This window comes from Pseudomonas sp. DC3200b2 (genome assembly GCF_049895785.1).
In the GTDB taxonomy this organism is placed as follows: domain Bacteria; phylum Pseudomonadota; class Gammaproteobacteria; order Pseudomonadales; family Pseudomonadaceae; genus Aquipseudomonas; species Aquipseudomonas massiliensis.
The window spans coordinates 341,421-358,022 of record NZ_JAFCTA010000002.1 but is presented as its reverse complement, the minus strand read 5'-3'; the positions used below and the strand labels follow the sequence as shown (position 1 = coordinate 358,022).

16 protein-coding genes, 3 tRNA genes and 1 pseudogene are annotated in these 16,602 nt (G+C 62.1%); 8 read left to right on the top strand and 12 right to left on the bottom strand.

Annotated features, from left to right (window positions below; translation table 11 throughout):
* Positions 1-12 precede the first annotated feature (12 nt).
* Both ACP691_RS07410 and ACP691_RS07405 read left to right on the top strand, forming a co-directional pair.
* Positions 13-3,198 (top strand): efflux RND transporter permease subunit, encoded by a 3,186-nt coding sequence (locus ACP691_RS07410; RefSeq protein WP_426199032.1) that lies wholly within the window; start codon positions 13-15, stop codon positions 3,196-3,198.
* Positions 3,195-4,625 carry an efflux transporter outer membrane subunit gene (locus tag ACP691_RS07405; RefSeq protein WP_426199030.1) on the top strand — a complete coding sequence of 477 codons (1,431 nt, stop codon included), beginning with the start codon at positions 3,195-3,197 and terminating at the stop codon, positions 4,623-4,625. The genes ACP691_RS07410 and ACP691_RS07405 overlap by 4 nt, the downstream gene beginning before the upstream one ends.
* Positions 4,626-4,677: 52 nt before the next feature.
* On the opposite strand, the gene ACP691_RS07400 is transcribed toward ACP691_RS07405, so the two are convergent.
* The 4 genes from ACP691_RS07400 to ACP691_RS07385 all read right to left on the bottom strand — a co-directional run bounded on the left by ACP691_RS07400 (position 4,678) and on the right by ACP691_RS07385 (position 10,217).
* Positions 4,678-4,983 carry a hypothetical protein gene (locus tag ACP691_RS07400; protein ID WP_426199028.1) on the bottom strand — a complete coding sequence of 102 codons (306 nt, stop codon included), beginning with the start codon at positions 4,981-4,983 and terminating at the stop codon, positions 4,678-4,680.
* Between the two features lie 64 nt (positions 4,984-5,047).
* Positions 5,048-7,453, bottom strand: coding sequence for a response regulator (locus tag ACP691_RS07395; protein WP_426199026.1), 2,406 nt, complete (start codon positions 7,451-7,453; stop codon positions 5,048-5,050).
* 31 nt (positions 7,454-7,484) lie between these two features.
* Positions 7,485-7,946, bottom strand: coding sequence for a response regulator (locus tag ACP691_RS07390; protein ID WP_426199024.1), 462 nt, complete (start codon positions 7,944-7,946; stop codon positions 7,485-7,487).
* Between the two features lie 30 nt (positions 7,947-7,976).
* Positions 7,977-10,217, bottom strand: a complete 2,241-nt coding sequence (locus ACP691_RS07385) for an ATP-binding protein (protein WP_426199631.1) — start codon at positions 10,215-10,217, stop codon at positions 7,977-7,979.
* A gap of 248 nt (positions 10,218-10,465) precedes the next feature.
* On the opposite strand from ACP691_RS07385, the gene ACP691_RS07380 reads away from it, so the two are divergent.
* Positions 10,466-10,696: a DUF6555 family protein gene (locus ACP691_RS07380; RefSeq protein ID WP_426199022.1), complete on the top strand. Its 231-nt coding sequence runs from the start codon at positions 10,466-10,468 to the stop codon at positions 10,694-10,696.
* Positions 10,697-10,699: 3 nt separating this feature from the next.
* On the opposite strand, the gene ACP691_RS07375 is transcribed toward ACP691_RS07380, so the two are convergent.
* Together ACP691_RS07375 and ACP691_RS07370 are read right to left on the bottom strand one after the other, a co-directional pair.
* The gene (locus ACP691_RS07375) at positions 10,700-11,380 is read right to left on the bottom strand and encodes a metallophosphoesterase (RefSeq protein ID WP_426199020.1); all 681 of its coding nucleotides are present in this window, start codon (positions 11,378-11,380) and stop codon (positions 10,700-10,702) included.
* 9 nt (positions 11,381-11,389) lie between these two features.
* On the bottom strand, positions 11,390-12,247 hold the full coding sequence (locus ACP691_RS07370) for a glucose 1-dehydrogenase (protein WP_426199018.1): 858 nt from the start codon (positions 12,245-12,247) through the stop codon (positions 11,390-11,392).
* 217 nt (positions 12,248-12,464) lie between these two features.
* Between ACP691_RS07370 and ACP691_RS07365 the strand changes: the two genes are divergently transcribed.
* Positions 12,465-12,550: transfer RNA gene (locus ACP691_RS07365), tRNA-Leu, on the top strand.
* A 444-nt stretch (positions 12,551-12,994) separates the two neighbouring features.
* Here ACP691_RS07365 and ACP691_RS07360 read toward each other — a convergent pair.
* Both ACP691_RS07360 and ACP691_RS07355 read right to left on the bottom strand, forming a co-directional pair.
* Entirely contained in the window at positions 12,995-13,141 is a 147-nt protein-coding gene (locus ACP691_RS07360) for a hypothetical protein (protein WP_426199016.1), read from the bottom strand.
* Positions 13,141-13,437 (bottom strand): hypothetical protein, encoded by a 297-nt coding sequence (locus ACP691_RS07355; RefSeq protein ID WP_426199014.1) that lies wholly within the window; start codon positions 13,435-13,437, stop codon positions 13,141-13,143. The genes ACP691_RS07360 and ACP691_RS07355 overlap by 1 nt, the downstream gene beginning before the upstream one ends.
* A gap of 192 nt (positions 13,438-13,629) precedes the next feature.
* Between ACP691_RS07355 and ACP691_RS07350 the strand changes: the two genes are divergently transcribed.
* The 4 genes and pseudogenes from ACP691_RS07350 to ACP691_RS07335 all read left to right on the top strand — a co-directional run bounded on the left by ACP691_RS07350 (position 13,630) and on the right by ACP691_RS07335 (position 14,969).
* Positions 13,630-13,884 (top strand): type II toxin-antitoxin system RelE family toxin, encoded by a 255-nt coding sequence (locus ACP691_RS07350; RefSeq protein ID WP_426199012.1) that lies wholly within the window; start codon positions 13,630-13,632, stop codon positions 13,882-13,884.
* Complete coding sequence (locus ACP691_RS07345; protein ID WP_426199010.1) at positions 13,868-14,194, top strand: helix-turn-helix domain-containing protein; 327 nt, start codon at positions 13,868-13,870, stop codon at positions 14,192-14,194. The genes ACP691_RS07350 and ACP691_RS07345 overlap by 17 nt, the downstream gene beginning before the upstream one ends.
* 83 nt (positions 14,195-14,277) lie before the next feature.
* Positions 14,278-14,463 (top strand): annotated as a pseudogene (locus tag ACP691_RS07340) (DDE-type integrase/transposase/recombinase); the annotation flags it as partial.
* Positions 14,464-14,696: 233 nt separating this feature from the next.
* Positions 14,697-14,969, top strand: a complete 273-nt coding sequence (locus tag ACP691_RS07335) for a hypothetical protein (RefSeq protein ID WP_426199009.1) — start codon at positions 14,697-14,699, stop codon at positions 14,967-14,969.
* Between the two features lie 67 nt (positions 14,970-15,036).
* Here the strand turns inward: ACP691_RS07335 and ACP691_RS07330 are convergent, their stop codons facing one another.
* The 4 genes from ACP691_RS07330 to ACP691_RS07315 all read right to left on the bottom strand — a co-directional run bounded on the left by ACP691_RS07330 (position 15,037) and on the right by ACP691_RS07315 (position 16,589).
* The gene (locus ACP691_RS07330) at positions 15,037-15,531 is read right to left on the bottom strand and encodes a response regulator (protein ID WP_426199007.1); all 495 of its coding nucleotides are present in this window, start codon (positions 15,529-15,531) and stop codon (positions 15,037-15,039) included.
* Between the two features lie 49 nt (positions 15,532-15,580).
* A complete protein-coding gene (locus tag ACP691_RS07325; protein ID WP_426199005.1) occupies positions 15,581-16,135 on the bottom strand; it encodes a YfbU family protein in 555 nt (184 codons plus the stop codon).
* A gap of 267 nt (positions 16,136-16,402) precedes the next feature.
* Positions 16,403-16,476, bottom strand: a tRNA-Cys gene (locus ACP691_RS07320).
* A gap of 37 nt (positions 16,477-16,513) precedes the next feature.
* Positions 16,514-16,589, bottom strand: a tRNA-Gly gene (locus tag ACP691_RS07315).
* Between the last annotated feature and the right edge of the window lie 13 nt (positions 16,590-16,602).

The window sequence follows — 16,602 nt, the reverse complement described above, 5'->3', positions numbered from 1 at the left end:
AGGACCTGAGCCATGACATTTTCCGGTTTTTTCATTAAACGGCCGATTTTCGCGGCTGTATTGTCCCTGATGATCCTCATCGGCGGCGCCATTTCCCTCTTCCAGCTGCCCATCAGCGAATACCCCGAGGTGGTGCCGCCCACCGTGGTAGTGCGCGCCAACTTCCCTGGCGCCAACCCCAAGGTGATCGGCGAAACGGTGGCCGCGCCCCTGGAACAGGCCATCACCGGCGTGGAGAACATGTTGTACATGTCCTCCCAGGCCACGGCCGATGGCAAGCTGACCTTGACCATCACGTTCGCCCTGGGCACCAACCTGGATACTGCCCAGGTCCAGGTGCAGAACCGGGTGACCCGCACCGAGCCGAAGCTGCCCGAAGAGGTGACCCGCATCGGCATCACGGTGGACAAGGCCTCCCCCGACCTGACCATGGTGGTGCACCTGACCTCCCCGGACCAGCGCTATGACATGCTGTACCTGTCCAACTACGCCGTGCTCAACATCAAGGATGAGCTGGCGCGACTGAACGGCGTGGGCGACGTGCAACTGTTCGGGATGGGGGACTATTCCCTGCGCGTCTGGCTGGACCCGAACAAGACGGCCTCGCGCAACCTGACCGCCACCGATGTGGTCAACGCCATCCGCGAGCAGAACCGCCAGGTCGCCGCCGGCCAGCTGGGCGCCCCGCCCGCCCCCGGCGACAGCAGCTTCCAGCTGTCGATCAACACCCAGGGGCGCCTGGTGACCGAAGAAGAGTTCCAGAACATCATCATCCGCGCCGGCGCCGATGGTCAGATCACCCGTCTGCGCGACATCGCCCGGGTAGAGCTGGGTTCCAGCCAGTATGCCCTGCGTTCGCTGTTGAACAACCAGCCCGCGGTCGCCATTCCGATCTTCCAGCGGCCGGGTTCCAATGCCATCGACATTTCCAACCAAGTGCGTGGCCGCATGGAAGAACTCAAGCAGGCCTTCCCCGAAGGCATGGACTACAGCATCGTCTACGACCCAACCATTTTCGTGCGCGGTTCCATCGAGGCCGTGGTGCATACCCTGTTCGAGGCCCTTGTGCTCGTCGTGCTGGTGGTGGTGCTGTTCCTGCAGACCTGGCGCGCCTCCATCATTCCGTTGGCCGCGGTACCGGTATCCTTGATCGGTACCTTCGCCGTGATGCATATGTTCGGTTTCTCGCTCAACGCGCTGTCGCTGTTCGGCCTGGTGCTGGCCATCGGCATCGTAGTGGACGACGCCATCGTGGTGGTGGAGAACGTGGAGCGCAACATCGAGCTGGGGCTGGAGCCCATGGCCGCCACTGAGCGGGCCATGACCGAGGTGACCGGGCCGATCATCGCCACTGCCCTGGTGCTGTGCGCCGTATTCGTGCCCGCGGCCTTCATCTCCGGCCTCACCGGACAGTTCTATAAGCAGTTCGCCTTGACCATTGCCATCTCCACGGTGATCTCGGCCTTCAATTCCCTGACCCTGTCGCCAGCGCTCGCGGCGGTATTGCTCAAGGGCCACCACGCGCCCAAGGACGCTTTCTCGCGCCTGCTCGACCGGCTGCTCGGGGGCTGGCTGTTCCGCCCCTTCAACCGCTTGTTCGAGCGCGCCAGCCATGGTTATGTCAGCACCGTGCGGCGGGTCATCCGTGGCAGCGGGATTGCCCTATTCCTCTATGCAGGCTTCATGGTGCTGACCTGGTTCGGCTTCGCCAACACGCCTACTGGCTTCGTGCCCCAGCAGGACAAGCAGTACCTGGTGGCCTTCGCCCAACTGCCGGACGCGGCCAGCCTGGACCGTACCGAAGAAGTGATCAAGCGCATGTCCGCCATGGCCATGGAGCAGCCCGGCGTGGCCAATGCCATCGCCTTCCCGGGGCTGTCGATCAACGGCTTCACCAACAGCCCCAACAGCGGCATTGTCTTCGTGGCTTTGAAGGACTTCGATGAACGCAAGGACGCTAGCGAATCGGCCAGCGCCATCGCGGCGGCCTTGAACGGCAAGTATGCAGGCATCCAGGAAGCCTACATGGCGATTTTCCCGCCGCCGCCCGTCCAGGGCCTAGGGACCATCGGCGGCTTCCGGGTACAGATCGAGGACAGGGGCAACCTGGGCTATGACGAACTCTACAAAGAAACGCAGAACGTCATTGCCAAAAGCCATCAGGTACCCGAACTGGCGGCCCTGTTCACCAGCTACACCGTGAACGTGCCTCAGGTCGACGCCGATATCGACCGGGACAAGGCCAAGACCCACGGCGTGGCCATCAGTGACATCTTCGACACCCTGCAGGTGTACCTGGGCTCGCTGTATGCCAATGACTTCAACCGCTTTGGCCGGACGTACCAGGTAAACGTGCAGGCTGACCAGCGCTTCCGCCTGAACGCTGAGCAGATCGGCCAGTTGAAGGTGCGCAACGACCGGGGCGACATGATTCCCCTGGCCACCTTGCTCAAGGTACAGGACAGCGCCGGCCCGGACCGGGTGATGCACTACAACGGTTTCGTGACCGCCGAGATCAATGGCGCGGCCGCCCCTGGGTACAGTTCCGGCCAGGCCCAGGCCGCCATGGAGAAACTGCTGCGCGACGAACTTCCCAACGGCATGAGCTACGAGTGGACCGAGCTGACCTATCAGCAGATCCTGGCTGGCAACACGGCGTTGTTCGTGTTCCCCTTGTGCGTGCTGCTGGCGTTCCTGGTGCTGGCCGCTCAGTACGAAAGCTGGAGCCTGCCTCTGGCGGTGATCCTGATCGTGCCCATGACACTGCTCTCGGCCATTGCCGGTGTGATCATCGCGGGTAGCGACAACAACATCTTCACCCAGATCGGCCTTATCGTGCTGGTCGGCCTCGCGTGCAAGAACGCCATCCTGATCGTGGAGTTCGCCAAGGACAAGCAGCTCGAAGGCCTCGACCCCCTGGCGGCTGTTCTGGAAGCCTGCCGCCTGCGGCTGCGCCCCATCCTGATGACCTCCTTCGCCTTCATCATGGGTGTGGTACCGCTGGTGACCTCCACCGGCGCGGGTGCTGAAATGCGCCACGCCATGGGCGTCGCAGTGTTTTCCGGCATGCTGGGGGTGACCTTCTTCGGGTTGCTGCTCACGCCCGTGTTCTTCTATTTGATCCGCAGCTTCGTCGAGCGCCGTCAGGCTGCTCGCGCGGCGGCCCATTCTTCCGCTCAGCTGGAGGCACATCCATGACCGCCCTGCTTCGCTTCGCTCCCGCCCTGCTGACTCTGGCCCTGGCAGGCTGCGTGGTCGGCCCGGACTACCGGCCGCCCTCGCCGGCGCCCGCCGCGCTGACCGAAGCCCAGGACGCCGGAGCCGCGCGCTATGACCGTTCCCGGTTCGAGGCGCTCTGGTGGCAGCAATTCGACGATCCGGCGCTGAACCAACTGGTGAAGCAGGCGCTGGACGGCAACCGCGACTTGCGAGTCGCTTTCGCCCGGGTCAAGGCGGCCCGCGCCATTCGCGATGACGTGGCCAACGATGACCTGCCGGTTGTCACCAGCCGGGCCAGCAGCGAAGTCGGTCGCGCCCAAGTGCCCGGTCAGACCGAGCATCGGGTGAACATCGAGCGCTATGACCTGGGCCTGGACATGGCCTGGGAATTGGACCTGTTCGGCCGCATCCAGCGCCAGCTGGAGGCAAGCGATGCGCAGCAGGAAGCGGCCCAGGCGCAGCTACAAGCCCTTCAAGTGAGCATGATCGCTGAATTGGTCGACGCTTACGGGCAACTGCGGGGCGCTCAGCTGCGTGAACGAATCGCCCGGGACAATCTGGAAAACCAGCGCGCCAGCCGGGGCATCACAGTGCAGCTGCGTGACCTGGGTGTCGGTGATGCCTTCGATGTGGTGCGTGCCGATGCTCGCCTCGCCGGGGTGGAAGCCAGCATTCCGCTGCTGCAGGCCGACCAGGCCAGGGCTCGGCACAGGATCGCCACCCTCCTCGGTCAACGTCCGGAGACGCTGAGCGTGGACCTGTCGCCAGAACCACTGCCAGCAATCGCCAAGGCTCTGCCCATCGGCGACCCCGCCGAGCTGCTGCGCCGTCGGCCGGATATCCGTGCCGCCGAGCGCCAGCTGGCGGCCTCGACCGCCAATGTGGGCGTGGCGACGGCGGACCTGTTCCCGCGGGTTAGCCTCAGTGGCTTCCTTGGCTTCACCGCCGCCCGCGGCTCGCAACTGGGCTCAGGCGCGGCACAAGCCTGGAGCCTGGGGCCGAACATCAGCTGGGCCGCGTTCGACCTGGGCAGTGTGCGGGCGCGGATCCGTGGCGCCAACGCCGACGCCGAAGGTGCCTTGGCCACTTATGAGCAGCAGGTGCTGCTTGCCCTGGAGGAGTCAGAGAACGCCTTCAGCGACTACGGCAAGCGCCAGCAGCGGCTACTGGCACTGATCCGCCAGAGCGAAGCCAGCCGCACCGCGGCTGACCTGGCGCGCATTCGTTACCGTGAAGGCAGTGTGGATTACCTGGTACTGCTCGACGCCGAGCGGGAGCGCCTGGCCGCCGAGGACGCGCAAGCCCAGGGTGAGGTCGACCTCTATCATGGGGTGGTGGCGATCTACAAAGCGCTAGGCGGTGGTTTGGGCGGCGCGGACCAGGCGGGGACGGTCGCCCTGCGCTGACGTCTCGGCGGGTGCCCGACGATGACGATAAGGCACCCGGCGTCGCCTGCTGTCAGATGGGGGTTGCCTGGTTATGGTCGTCCAGTGGGGCACCAGCCAGGCCGCCGGCGATGCGCTTGGCCTCGTCCACGGCGAACTTGAGTACATCCGCCGCCGGGCCTGGATCCTGCTCGCGCAGCTTGGGCGGCGGGCTCTTGAGCACGTTACCGTTGCCATCCGTGACGACGATGCGGCTTTCGTAGCGGTCCGGGCCTAGCTGCCGAACCGTGACCTGGATATGAGTCCCGTTTTTCAGGGTCTCCTGATGCTCCAGAGGCGAATGATCAGCGGGCACCCAATCTTCGTGTTCGTGTCCCATGCAAGCCCCCTATGACTTGGGTCTGGTTGTGTTTCCTTACAGACCCTGCAACCGCCGGTATGGTTCAGCCGGGCGAACCCAACGGAACGGGCGCGGCCAGGGCATGGCGAAGCTTGAGCGCCAGCTCTTCCTCGCGGAAGGGTTTCTGCACGATGGGGAACTGTCCCTCATCCAGGCCGCCTACTTCGGCGTATCCAGTGATGAACACCACCGGCAACTGAGCGAAACGGCGACGGGCCTCCCGCGCCAGCTCGGCGCCATTGGCGCCTGGCATGGCGAAGTCGGTCAGCAGCAGGTCGATGCTATCGTCCAGTCGTTGCAGGGCCTGGTTCGCGCCGTCAGCCTCCGTTACCTCATAACCCAAGGCATCAAGTAGCAACGCGGTCACCTGACGCACGTTCGGATCGTCGTCTACCAGCAACACCCGGTGACGCAGGCCATCGGGCGGGAGCAAGGCATCGTCGGCAGCACGCTCGACTAGGGGCAGGCTGGGTGTACGTACCCCTGGCAGGTAGACCTTTACCGCGGTGCCTTCCCCTACCATCGTTTCAATGGCTACGCCCCCGCCTGACTGTTTGGCAAAGCCGAATACCTGGGCCAGGCCCAACCCGGACCCCTTGCCCACTTCCTTGGTGGTGAAGAAAGGTTCGAATGCCTTGGCCAGGACCTCTGCGGGCATGCCGGAACCGGAATCGCGGATAGTCAGCACTACGTAGTCACCCGGCGCTGGGTCTTCCGGCCGACTTGGCCGGGCGGTAACGGTTTCGTTGGCGGTGGTCAGGCGCAAGGTGCCGCCGTCCGGCATGGCATCCCGGGCGTTGATCGCCAGGTTGAGAATGATCATCTCGGTCTGGGTAGCGTCGACCAAGGCATTCCACAGCGCCGGGTCCTTCTCGGTTTCGATCCAGATGCTTCCGCCCAGGGTGCGTTGGAGGAGGTCGAGCATGCCTGATACCGTATCGTTCAGACTGACCGGTGCCGGTTCAAGGCGCTGGCGACGCGAGAAGGCCAGCAACTGGCTGGTCAGGCGGGCGCCCCGCTCCGCGGCCTCCTGGATACTGTGCAGGCGGCTGTCGAAACGGGCGAAGTTGCCCTTGGCCAGGTCGCGCAGCAGGAAGTTCGCGCTGGCCAGGATCACCGTCAGCAGGTTGTTGAAGTCATGGGCCACACCAGCGGTGAGCTGGCCCACAGCCTCCAGGCGCTGCATCTGCTGCAGGGCAGCCTCGATCCGTTCGCGCTCGCGGATCTGCTCGCGCAGGCGCTCATTGGTCGCCGCCAGCTCGTCGAGCACGGCACGTTCGCTGGTGATGTCGCGGGCCACCGCGTACATCATTCCTTCATCCGGGACTATGGTCCACGACAGCCAGCGGTACTCGCCGTCAGCATGACGCATGCGGTTGACGAAGCGACTGGAGACGATGCCCACCGCCACGTTCTCTACCTCCCGCTGGGTCGAGATCAGGTCATCGGGATGCACCAGGCTCCACAGTTGCATCCCGGTCAGCTTCGAGCGTGGCCAACCCAGGGTGCTCTCCCAGGCCGGGTTGAGGGCGACAGGCGACATGTCGAAATGCAGCACCCCCAGCAGCTCTCGAGACAACTCCCAGGTACGATCGCGCTCGCGGGTTCGCTTTTGCACGCGGTCCCCAAGCAGGTCGTTCAGCCGCTCCAGGGCCTCGGTGGTTTCCTTCTGCTCGGTGATATCCTGCAGCACCCCACTGAAACGCACACAGCGCCCCCCGGCGAAACTGGAGCGGCCACTACTGGCGAACCAACGCTCCGAGCCGCTGGGCAAGCGCACCCGGTATTGCACCTGATAGGAATGGTCTGTACCCGAAGCCAGGGCGGCTTCGACGCGTTCCCGCACGGATGGCAGGTCTTCAGGGTGGATGGTGGAATAGAACAGGTCCAGGTTCACCACTGTATCGGCCGGCAATTCATACATCACCCGCATGCGCTCATCCCAGCTCGCCACGCCGGTTACCGGATTGAGCTCCCAGGTGCCCATGCGCGCGGCCTCGATGGCAATGCGCGCGCGCGACTCGGCTTCATGCAGGTTCCGCTCGGCCAGCTCGCGCTGGCGTCGTTCATGCACCTCGGCCAAGGCTCGCTTCACCGCGGCGGGCAGCAGCGGTAGGCTCTGCTTGAGTACATAGTCCGTGGCGCCCTGGCGCATCATCTTGACGGCGTGTTCCTCCCCGAACACGCCAGAGATGAAGATAAAGGGTGTTTTCGGCGCGAACTGGAGTGCGATCGCCAGCACTTGCTCCCCTGATGACCCAGGCAGTACCACATCACTGAGAATCAGGTCAAAGGCCTGCGCCTGCAGCAGGCTCGCCACGACGCTGTGATGGTGCGCCAGCTGGGGCTCGAGCCGCAACCCGCTGCGTTCCAGCGCGAAAAGCGTCAGTTCGGCGTCGCGGCTGCTGTCTTCGATCAGCAACAACTTGAGTGGCGCGGTATAGGGCACGGACAAAGCTCTCGGCGTGGCGGGCGGCGGGTCAGTTGGCGGTACGACGCTTCAGGCGCAGCGACCCAGGCGGCGGCTCATTGAGCACCGCCCAGAAGATGCCCAGATCGGAGATCGCAGACACGAACTCCTTGAATTCGACCGGTTTGACCACGTAGGCGTTCACACCCAGCTCGTAGGCACGCTGCAAGTCGGGTTCTTCCCGAGAGGAGGTCAGCATCACGGTAGGAATGCTGCGCAGGTTTTCATCTCCACGCACCGCCTTGAGCACTTCGAGACCATCCACCTTGGGCAGCTTCAGGTCCAGCAGCAGTACCGCCGGGTTACCCTCGACACGGGTGGCATAGCTACCCTTGCGCAGAAGGTAATCCAGCGCCTCGGCACCGTCGCGCATTACAATGACTTCATTGGCCAACTGGCTTCTTTCCAGCGCGACCAGGGTCAATTCCAGGTCACGGGGATTGTCTTCCACCAGGAGGATAGGTTTTAGCATGGAAACCTCAGTAAAAATTAGGAACGCCTGTCACTGCTGATCCGGTAGAGAGAAATAGAAGCTGGCGCCCTCTCCGATCACACTTTCCGCCCAGACACGTCCCTTGTGACGCTCGATGATGCGCCGCACACTGGCCAGGCCGATGCCGGTGCCCTCGAATTCTTCCATGCGGTGCAGCCGCTGGAACACACCAAACAGCTTGGAGGCGTAGGACATGTCGAACCCTACGCCGTTATCCTTGACGAACACCACGGTCTGGGCGAGCGAGTCGTCATGATAGGCCCCGACCTCGATCACTGCCGGAGTGCGCTCGCGACTGTACTTGAGCGCATTGGAAAGCAGATTGCGGAGCGCCAGATGCAGGAACGCGGCGTCGCCGATGACCGCTGGCAGGGGCGCGATCTTCCACTGCACCTCACGGCCTTCGTAATCGGGCGCCATCTCTTCCTGTATCGCCTCGACCAGAGCGTTGAGGTTCACGTCCGAATGTCGCAGCGCGGAACGGCCCATCTGCGAGAAGCTCAGCAGGTTGTCTACCAGCGTTCCGGCGAACCGGGCCGAATCGGCGATATGCTCCAGAAAACGCATGCCGCGGTCCGACAGCTTGTCGCCGTCGAAGTCGGTCAGCAATTCGGCGTAGCCGGCGATATGGCGCAACGGGGCGCGCAGGTCATGTGAAACGCTATAGGAGAAGGCTTCAAGCTCCTTGTTGGACTTTTTAAGCTCCCCCGCCAGCGCGGCCATCTCTTCGGCCTTGCGCAGCACGATGCCCAGTACCGCGTTGCGCAACTCCTCCACCGCATCCACCACCAGGCCGTCCCAGGGTTTTGAAAATCCGCGGATTTCCTCGCGCCATTTATCGAAGCTATTACGCGGATGTAGTGTACCTTCGGCCGCCACGTTTTTTTCTGGGCGCCCCGCCCAGTCGATGGTATGCGCGTGTTCCGGGCGGAACCAGAGCAGGTAGTGGTTATGCAGCTTCGAGATGGCGACCGCCAGCACTCCGGCGGCGTGGGCGGCGAGCCCACAGTGGACAGGTACGTCCCGACCGACATTGTCAGTGTGAAAGACGTCGCCGGCCTCCGCGCGCCCCAGCCATTGCACTAGGGCCTCGACAACCTGCGCGGGGGGCGTATGGCCGACCGACTCGCAGCGGCCTTCGCTGACGATACTGGCGCCCCCGGCGTCGGCGAAGCCGAGGAAGATCTCGGGTACAGACAGCAGGCCATCCGCCACGCTGTCCCGATCCGCCATGGCTGACAACAGGCGCACCACATGCTGACGCAAACCAAGCAGCCGCTGGGTGTCGGCGTGGGCTTCGCGGGCCTCGATCTGCAGCGACAGCACGCTGCCCAGCAACTCGCAGGCGGTACGCGCCTGGAAGCCCAACGGCCGAGGCTCGGCATTGTGGCAAGACACCAGCCCCCAGAGCCGGCCACGCACGACAATGGAAATGGACATTGACGCCAGGGTGCCCATGTTGCGCATGTATTGCAGGTGCACTGGCGATACGCTGCGCAGCGCCGAGTAGCTCAGGTCCAGGGGACGCTCGGTTTTCGGATTTTCAAGCGGAACCAGACGGGCCGGCCGGTAGTTGGCATCCTGGATCACACGGATGCGGTTGGCGCAATAGAGCGCCCGCGCCTGCGGCGGAATATCGCTGGCTGGAAAGCACATGCCTCGGTAGCTTGGGTAACCCGGATCGGCGTCTTCGGCCAGAACCAGCCCATCGCCCGCGGCGTCGAAACGGTACGCCTTGACGCGACCGAAGCCGGTGAGGCGCTTTACCTCAGCCACGGCGCGCCGGCAAAGCTCCTCTACCTCCTGGATATCCTGAAGCTCGGTAATGAAGGCGCGCACCAGGGGATATAGCCGTCCGTAGACCGCGACCACATCGGTAGCCGGCTCGAACTCGGCAATCAGCACCGAATCCCAGCGGTGCAGCAGTATGGCGTAGGCGCCTTTGGCGCCAGGCGTGACGAACCTGACATCCCCAAGGTGAAACGGATGGGGGTCATCGCCAGGAATGTCCGCCAGTCGCTGAACCAAGGCTTCCGGGTCCGTCACCAGTGTACCCAAGGCTTGGCCTAGCAGGCTGGGCGCGTCGAGTCCCAGCCATTGATCGACGTTCTCGCTGGCTTGAAGAATGGTGAGCGTGTGAGGGTCCAGCGCAAGCAGGAAGCCGTGGGGCTGAATGCTCCCTGGAATCTGAATAGGCTCGCGCGCGCATTGTTCGATGGCAGCGGCGAGGGCCTCGTCCGATTCGCGTATGGTCACTGCAGGCTCCGGGGTAACGCTAATAGTTGGACAATACTTTAACAGACTTGTACAGAAATCAGCAGAGCCTGGGAACGCATTTCCCTTGGATAGACAGAAATGAACGCGGCGTCGGCGCCTGCGCCAGAGCGTACTTCCCGGGCATACCTGGCGCCACGCTGACGGCAAGGCTAGACTTGGCCGCGATAGGAATCGTTGGATCCCACCAGGGACGCTATCCCCCACAAGGAAGAGGCACAGCGATGGAGCGCCATAAGCAGTATATGATCAGTTACCGATACAAGGGCCAGACCCGTGCCTTCGCCCAGGTGGATTCTCACATGACCAAAGCCGACGCCTGGTATTACGCCTCGCTTCACTGCGGCGCGGTCCAGCTGTACGGTGTCACCACGCTCGCTGGCGATACCCAGACTCTACGCCGCCGGGCCGAAGGTTGCGGCCTGAGCGATGTGGACTTTCTAGAGCTGCCTTGACGCTCAGTGCCTACCACGCACGCTGTATACCGCCCCATCGGCCAGGCAGGCTGCGCTGAGTTGGCCGCCCTTCACCGCGGCAGTATCCAGATACCACACATTGCCTGCCTGACGGACTCGCTTGCCAGGAGTATGTCCCACCATCAACGCCTCGAGCCCGAGTATGGGTTCGGTCGGCCGCTGGACTCGCTGGTAGATGGCCGTCTTGACCGCCGCAGGCTCACCTCGACGCAGGGCTTCCCTGAAGTCCCACCACTGGGGGCCTGCGCAGCCCGAGTGCACCACGGCGGCTATTCCCTTGGCCGTGGACACCTCGATGGCCAGTGGAAGCCTGGACAGTTGCAGGACGAACTCGAACTGCTCGTACACCGGTCGGCCCAAGAGCCAGGAAAAGTGCTCGCTCAGGCGCCACCATTGGGCTTCGTCCTGCGCGAAGGCTTCCACCAGGCGCTGCTCATGGTTGCCGCGCACCGAGAACATCCAGGGTTCGGCAAGCCAATCGAGCACCTCGTGGGACAGAGGCCCATGGTCGATAAGGTCGCCTACACAGAACAGGCGGTCATTTCGGGTATCGAAGTCGACCTTGCTCAGCAGCGCTTGCAGGCGATCGAAACATCCATGTACGTCACCGACGACAAAATCACGGCCATCGGTGTTGATGCCAAAGCTGAGTACTGCCGACATGATGCCTCCCTACAGGATCGGCTTGCCTCCGGTAACCCCGAAACGGGTGCCAGAGATGTAGCTGGACTCGTCCGAACCCAGCATGACGTAGATAGGCGCCACCTCCACCGGCTGGCCAGGACGCCCCAGTGGCGTCTGGGAGCCGAATTGGCTGGCTTGGTCTTCGGGCATGGTGGCCACGATCAATGGCGTCCAGATGGGCCCCGGCGCGACACTGTTGACGCGGATATTCTTCGGCCCGAGCATCTGGGCCAGCCCGGCGCTGAAGTTGGCGATGGCGCCCTTGGTCGAGGCGTAGGCCAGGAGCTGCGGCGTGGGGTTGTCGGAGTTCACCGACGACGTGTTGATGATAGAGCCGCCCGCGGGCATATGCGGCACCGCGGCCTGGCAGATCCGGAACATGGCGGTGATATTGACGTTGAACGTATGCACCCACTCTTCGTCCGGGATCTCCTCGAGGGCCTGATGAGTCATCTGGAAAGCGGCGTTGTTGACCAGTACATCGATGCGACCGAAGCGGTCGACCGTTTGCCTGACCAGATCCAGGCAGGTCTCGCGCTGAGCCAGGTCGCCGGGAACCAGCAGGCATTCACGACCTGCCTCCTTGACCAGGCGAGCGGTATCCTGAGCGTCTTCATGCTCGTTCAAATAGCCAAGCACCAGGTCAGCCCCTTCGCGCGCATAGGCGATAGCCACCGCGCGCCCGATGCCACTGTCGGCGCCTGTGATCAAGGCTACCTTGCCCGCCAGGCGGCCTGAGCCTTTATAGGAAGTTTCCCCACAGTCCGGGACCGGATCCATCTTTGCCTGGCTACCAGGCACTGGCTGCGGTTGCTTGGGGAAAGGCGGCACTGGGTACTGTTTCATGAAACGCTCCCGTAATTGAGTCAATGTAGATGCGACTCCCGGGCCCAGGGCAGGTTCAGTTCGATTCAGTGGCCTCCATCGAGCCTGTGGCCAGGTGCCTGGCCTGTCAGGGTTTCCCCTTGCCTCTGGCGGCCGAGCTGTATATATTCTTCAGCCGTCGTCGATAGTGCTTTGTGTTCAAGGGCTTATGGCGCAAGACACGCGACACCGCGCTACCGCCCGAATGGCGAAATTGGTAGACGCAAGGGACTTAAAATCCCTCGCCCCCTGGGCGTCCCGGTTCGACCCCGGGTTCGGGCACCATAGTGTTTTCGGGGGTTTCAAAGCCTTCGTGAGCGCCTGATGCGATTTGTTTCGGCCGGCAAAAAATCGTTTGTCCGCCATTCCTCTCTCGGCACCTCTAGCCGATGCCTTACCGTCCTGGGGCGGCGACGTAGATGCGCACGCGGTCGCTGCGGCACTCATAGGTGCGGAACACATAGCCCAGGCCATTCCCGGTGAAGAACACCAGGACAATTCAGACCATGAGCCGGGCCGTGCCCTTGGCTACCCTCATTCAGAAGGTCTCCGGACGCGAGGATCAACCGATTCGTCCTCGGCACGCCGGTGGTTTCCGCGTCGTTCACGTCCGTCGATCAACGCTCCGATGCGCCGGAAGAAGTACCCGGCATTGAATACGAACATCGCGCTCGGGGGGCGTCTTGGCTGTCAGCTTCCAAAGCTCATACACCCACATGAACGTGAAGGTCACACACAGCAGAACGCGATTGCCATCATGAAGGGGACTTCGCAGTTGTCAGCCTGGCGCCTGGGCCACGGCAACAGCGCGAACACCACACGATGGATGAGCACCAGCACGAAGCTGATCAGGGCCAGCATGGACACGATAAGCATCACGGGGGGCCCGCGCGGGTTGTAGTTCTCAACCCAGCCTTCACCTTGACCTTAAGTACTGCCAGGACCGGATACGCGAAAAAGCCGAGCAACATGATGTAGCCCGACTTGAACTGATTGTCTGCAGCGATGAATTCACCGGCGACCTTTCCCACGAAGAAGGCCAGGACTAGCTTGGAGATGAAGAAGCGCAGGGAGAACCGTGGCTCGGTGGACCCTTTGTAGAAGTAGCTCGCCACTCCCCCTACCACGCCGAGCAACCCGAACTGACTCCATGAGAGGGCAAGTTCAAGCATGGTAGGCACCGTGGCTTCTGCTCCTAGAGCGGGAGACTATTGAGGCCCTGCGGCCGGAGGGTGATCGGCGGGCGCCTGCCATACCCGGGCGATAGCCATAAGCATTAGAAGTATTATCGGATGAAACCCGAATAAAGCTTTGAAAATACTTATGGAAATACTTATAATGCCTCCCTGCACAGTGAGGCAAACATGAACAAGATCAACTGGACACGGAAAGCGCTCAAGCAACTCGGCAAGATCCACAAGGCCGAACAGGTCAGGATCTACGATGCAGCTCAAGCCCTTGCCTACATGCCGAACGTCCAGAACATCAAAAGCCTCACCAACCACCAGTACGGGTATCGGCTCCGGGTAGGCAACTACCGCGTGATGTTCGATTGGGACGGCGCCGTGAAGATCGTGAACATCGAAGAGGTAAAAAAGCGTGATGAACACACCTACTAACGTGCAGATCATCAACGGGCCGGACGGAGCGCCGGCCTTTGTGGTCATCCCTTACGCGGACTACGTCAAGGATCATCCGGAGAATGACCTGATCCCCAACGAAGTCGTCGGGTATATGGTGAAGGATGACCTGACCATCGTTGGCGCCTGGCGCAAGCATCTGGGCCTTTCTCAGGCCCAGGTGGCCGAACGTATCGGAATCAGCCAGTCGGCCTATGCCCAGCAAGAGCAGGCAGCAAAGCCACGCAAGGCCACGCGGGATAAGATCGCAGCGGCTTTGGGAATTGCGCCCTCATTGCTGGACGTGTGACGCGCAGGCGCGAAAAAACCTGATGGGTTGGGCTGGTTCTGGATTGTGGTGGTCTACCAACCCCGGACACTTTTTCAGGCGAACCTGATATCCCGAATGTGCATGATCGAGGGTTCAGCGTGGCATCACCCAACAAGGTCTGGTGCGGTGACATTACGTGCGTTTTGACCGAAGGTCGATGGCACTGCCTGGCAGCGGTTATCGATCTTTATGCGCGCCACGTCGTAGGCCGGCCGTTCTCAGCCAAGCCTGACGCTGACCTGGCCCTAGGGCCCCCGGTTCGACCCCGGGTTCGGGGATCATCCACCCCGCATTGGTCCTCTGGGTGACCGCTTAGGCTACGTCCCTTCCACTGTCAACCTTTCCCTCCCCAGGTCCGGGACCGCTAAGCACAGAAATGCTCGCCCACTCGCCTGGCGTCATCCGTCAATAGATTCATACTCGGTTGAACCGCGACCCGGAGGTATCGGTCGATGGCTTTGTAACAACTCGGAAACTTGCCATGGATTCGTTGAAGACCCTGCTCGGTCAATTAGATCCACCCCTGAAACATCGGGTCGAGATGCGCGGGGAAACCATGTTGCTCACCCTGAGCGACCCGTTGATTCCAGCGAAGGCCGAACGTTCATTACAGCCAAGGCAGTACCAGAACCCGGGGCTGCTTTATGTGGTACTACTGCACGCTATCAACGAGCTGCATGGCAAGGGTTCCCAAGCCCCTTTGCGAGTATTTCCGATCACAGGCCGTGACGCCCCTGAACAAACGTGTGGCTGACTCCGCAAGGGTTTGGGATTGGAGCACCCGGGCTTGGCCACGATTCGCTCAGACGAGGTCGGTATGGCTAGTTCCCATTCCGGAAGCCCGCTCTTTGTTCGACCATGCTGCAAAGGACATTGAGCGACCACGGCTTTTTCAGGAAGCAGGCGCTGGGTGGCAAAGCCTGGTCGAACTGCCGACAATAACCACTGGTAATGATCACGGGAAGTTCAGGCCGTGCCGCGTAGACCGCGGTCGCCAGGTCCCATCCGTTCAAGGATCCGGGAGTGATCACGTCGGTAATGACCAGGTCCAGCTCATGATGGTCATTGAAGGCCAACAGGCCGGCATCGGCGGTTCCAGCGGTGTAGACCACCCAGCCCATGTCATGGATCACTTCCGTCAGCAGCTCGCGCAGCACATCGTCGTCCTCTACGATCAAGGCCACGGGCTCAGAACGGGATGGAGCAGAAGTAAGTGTCGTCATGATGACTGTGACCGCGCGCTCGGCACTTTGCTCCACACCAATGACAAATTGCCACATGACGGTCAGCCCAGCTTCGTTGCCATGCATCACCATGACCGATCATGAAGCCAGGGTTGCCTCTGCGGCACACGCCAGCCAGGCGTCATTCCACGCCAGCCTGCCGCCAGGCTTTGAGCAGTGTGCTCAGGTCGGGCCACGACAGTTGCCCGCTGTCGAACTCACCACAAGGCAGCCCTTGAAGCGCGGCCAACATGTGATCATAGCCTTGCGCTGTTGACTGACGCGTGCTGCGCAAGCGCCCCGAGAACATCGGCCAGCGCTGCAGATCATTGACCAGCAGGCGGGCAATGACCTGCAGCCTGCCCTCCCGCTCCTTGCCGAAGCCTGGGAAAACCGGCTTGGCGGCAGTAAGACCAACCTCCCTTGCCAGGGCCACTTGCTCTTCCAGGTCCAGGGCCTCATAGGACAGTTCGATCCGCTCCCACATGGACAGCACCCGCATGACATAGGCAAGGTCTTCGGAGCCCGCTCCGCTTGGCGGGAACAGCTCCGGGTATTTCCACTCCAACGCCCATCCCTGGTCGCTGCCCACGGCCCTCTGTACCAGGAATGGGTCCAGCGCGCCGACCACCTTCAGGTGTGCGTAGATATCGGTCAGCAAGGTAACCAGCAGTTTTTCCTTGTTGTTGAATTCCATGGATCATTTCCTCCAGGCGCAGGCGATTGTGCTCATAGCGGCAACCTAGCAAGGAGAGGAAAGGATCGGAATGATTGACGTCAGTAAATGCGGGCTTGCCGAATGATTGGCCGGACGATGGCAGCGGCTTTGCCATGAAGACTTTTGCCAAGCCTGTGCCACGCAAGTGTGGCGTGAGGTTTGATGGCCCTGGCAAACAAGCTGCCCAATGAGATTCGAGCATAAAGAAAAACCCCGCAGACCATTGATCTACGGGGCTTTCAAGGATGGAGGCCGAGGTCGGAATCGAACCGGCGTAGGCGGATTTGCAATCCGCAGCATAACCACTTTGCTACTCGGCCTCAAAACACATGGCAGCGAACTGCCCTGCGTTAAAACTGGAGCGGGAAACGAGACTCGAACTCGCGACCCCGACCTTGGCAAGGTCGTGCTCTACCAACTGAGCTATTCCCGCGTCGTGTTGACGG

Coding starts and splice junctions, on each gene's coding strand:
- ACP691_RS07410 (WP_426199032.1), top strand. CDS start 13: ATGACATTTTCCGGTTTTTTCATTAAACGGCCGATTTTCGCGGCTGTA.
- ACP691_RS07405 (WP_426199030.1), top strand. CDS start 3,195: ATGACCGCCCTGCTTCGCTTCGCTCCCGCCCTGCTGACTCTGGCCCTG.
- ACP691_RS07400 (WP_426199028.1), bottom strand. CDS start 4,983: ATGGGACACGAACACGAAGATTGGGTGCCCGCTGATCATTCGCCTCTG.
- ACP691_RS07390 (WP_426199024.1), bottom strand. CDS start 7,946: ATGCTAAAACCTATCCTCCTGGTGGAAGACAATCCCCGTGACCTGGAA.
- ACP691_RS07380 (WP_426199022.1), top strand. CDS start 10,466: ATGGAGCGCCATAAGCAGTATATGATCAGTTACCGATACAAGGGCCAG.
- ACP691_RS07375 (WP_426199020.1), bottom strand. CDS start 11,380: ATGTCGGCAGTACTCAGCTTTGGCATCAACACCGATGGCCGTGATTTT.
- ACP691_RS07370 (WP_426199018.1), bottom strand. CDS start 12,247: ATGAAACAGTACCCAGTGCCGCCTTTCCCCAAGCAACCGCAGCCAGTG.
- ACP691_RS07360 (WP_426199016.1), bottom strand. CDS start 13,141: ATGCTTATCGTGTCCATGCTGGCCCTGATCAGCTTCGTGCTGGTGCTC.
- ACP691_RS07355 (WP_426199014.1), bottom strand. CDS start 13,437: ATGCTTGAACTTGCCCTCTCATGGAGTCAGTTCGGGTTGCTCGGCGTG.
- ACP691_RS07350 (WP_426199012.1), top strand. CDS start 13,630: ATGAACAAGATCAACTGGACACGGAAAGCGCTCAAGCAACTCGGCAAG.
- ACP691_RS07345 (WP_426199010.1), top strand. CDS start 13,868: ATGAACACACCTACTAACGTGCAGATCATCAACGGGCCGGACGGAGCG.
- ACP691_RS07335 (WP_426199009.1), top strand. CDS start 14,697: ATGGATTCGTTGAAGACCCTGCTCGGTCAATTAGATCCACCCCTGAAA.
- ACP691_RS07330 (WP_426199007.1), bottom strand. CDS start 15,531: ATGGTGATGCATGGCAACGAAGCTGGGCTGACCGTCATGTGGCAATTT.
- ACP691_RS07325 (WP_426199005.1), bottom strand. CDS start 16,135: ATGGAATTCAACAACAAGGAAAAACTGCTGGTTACCTTGCTGACCGAT.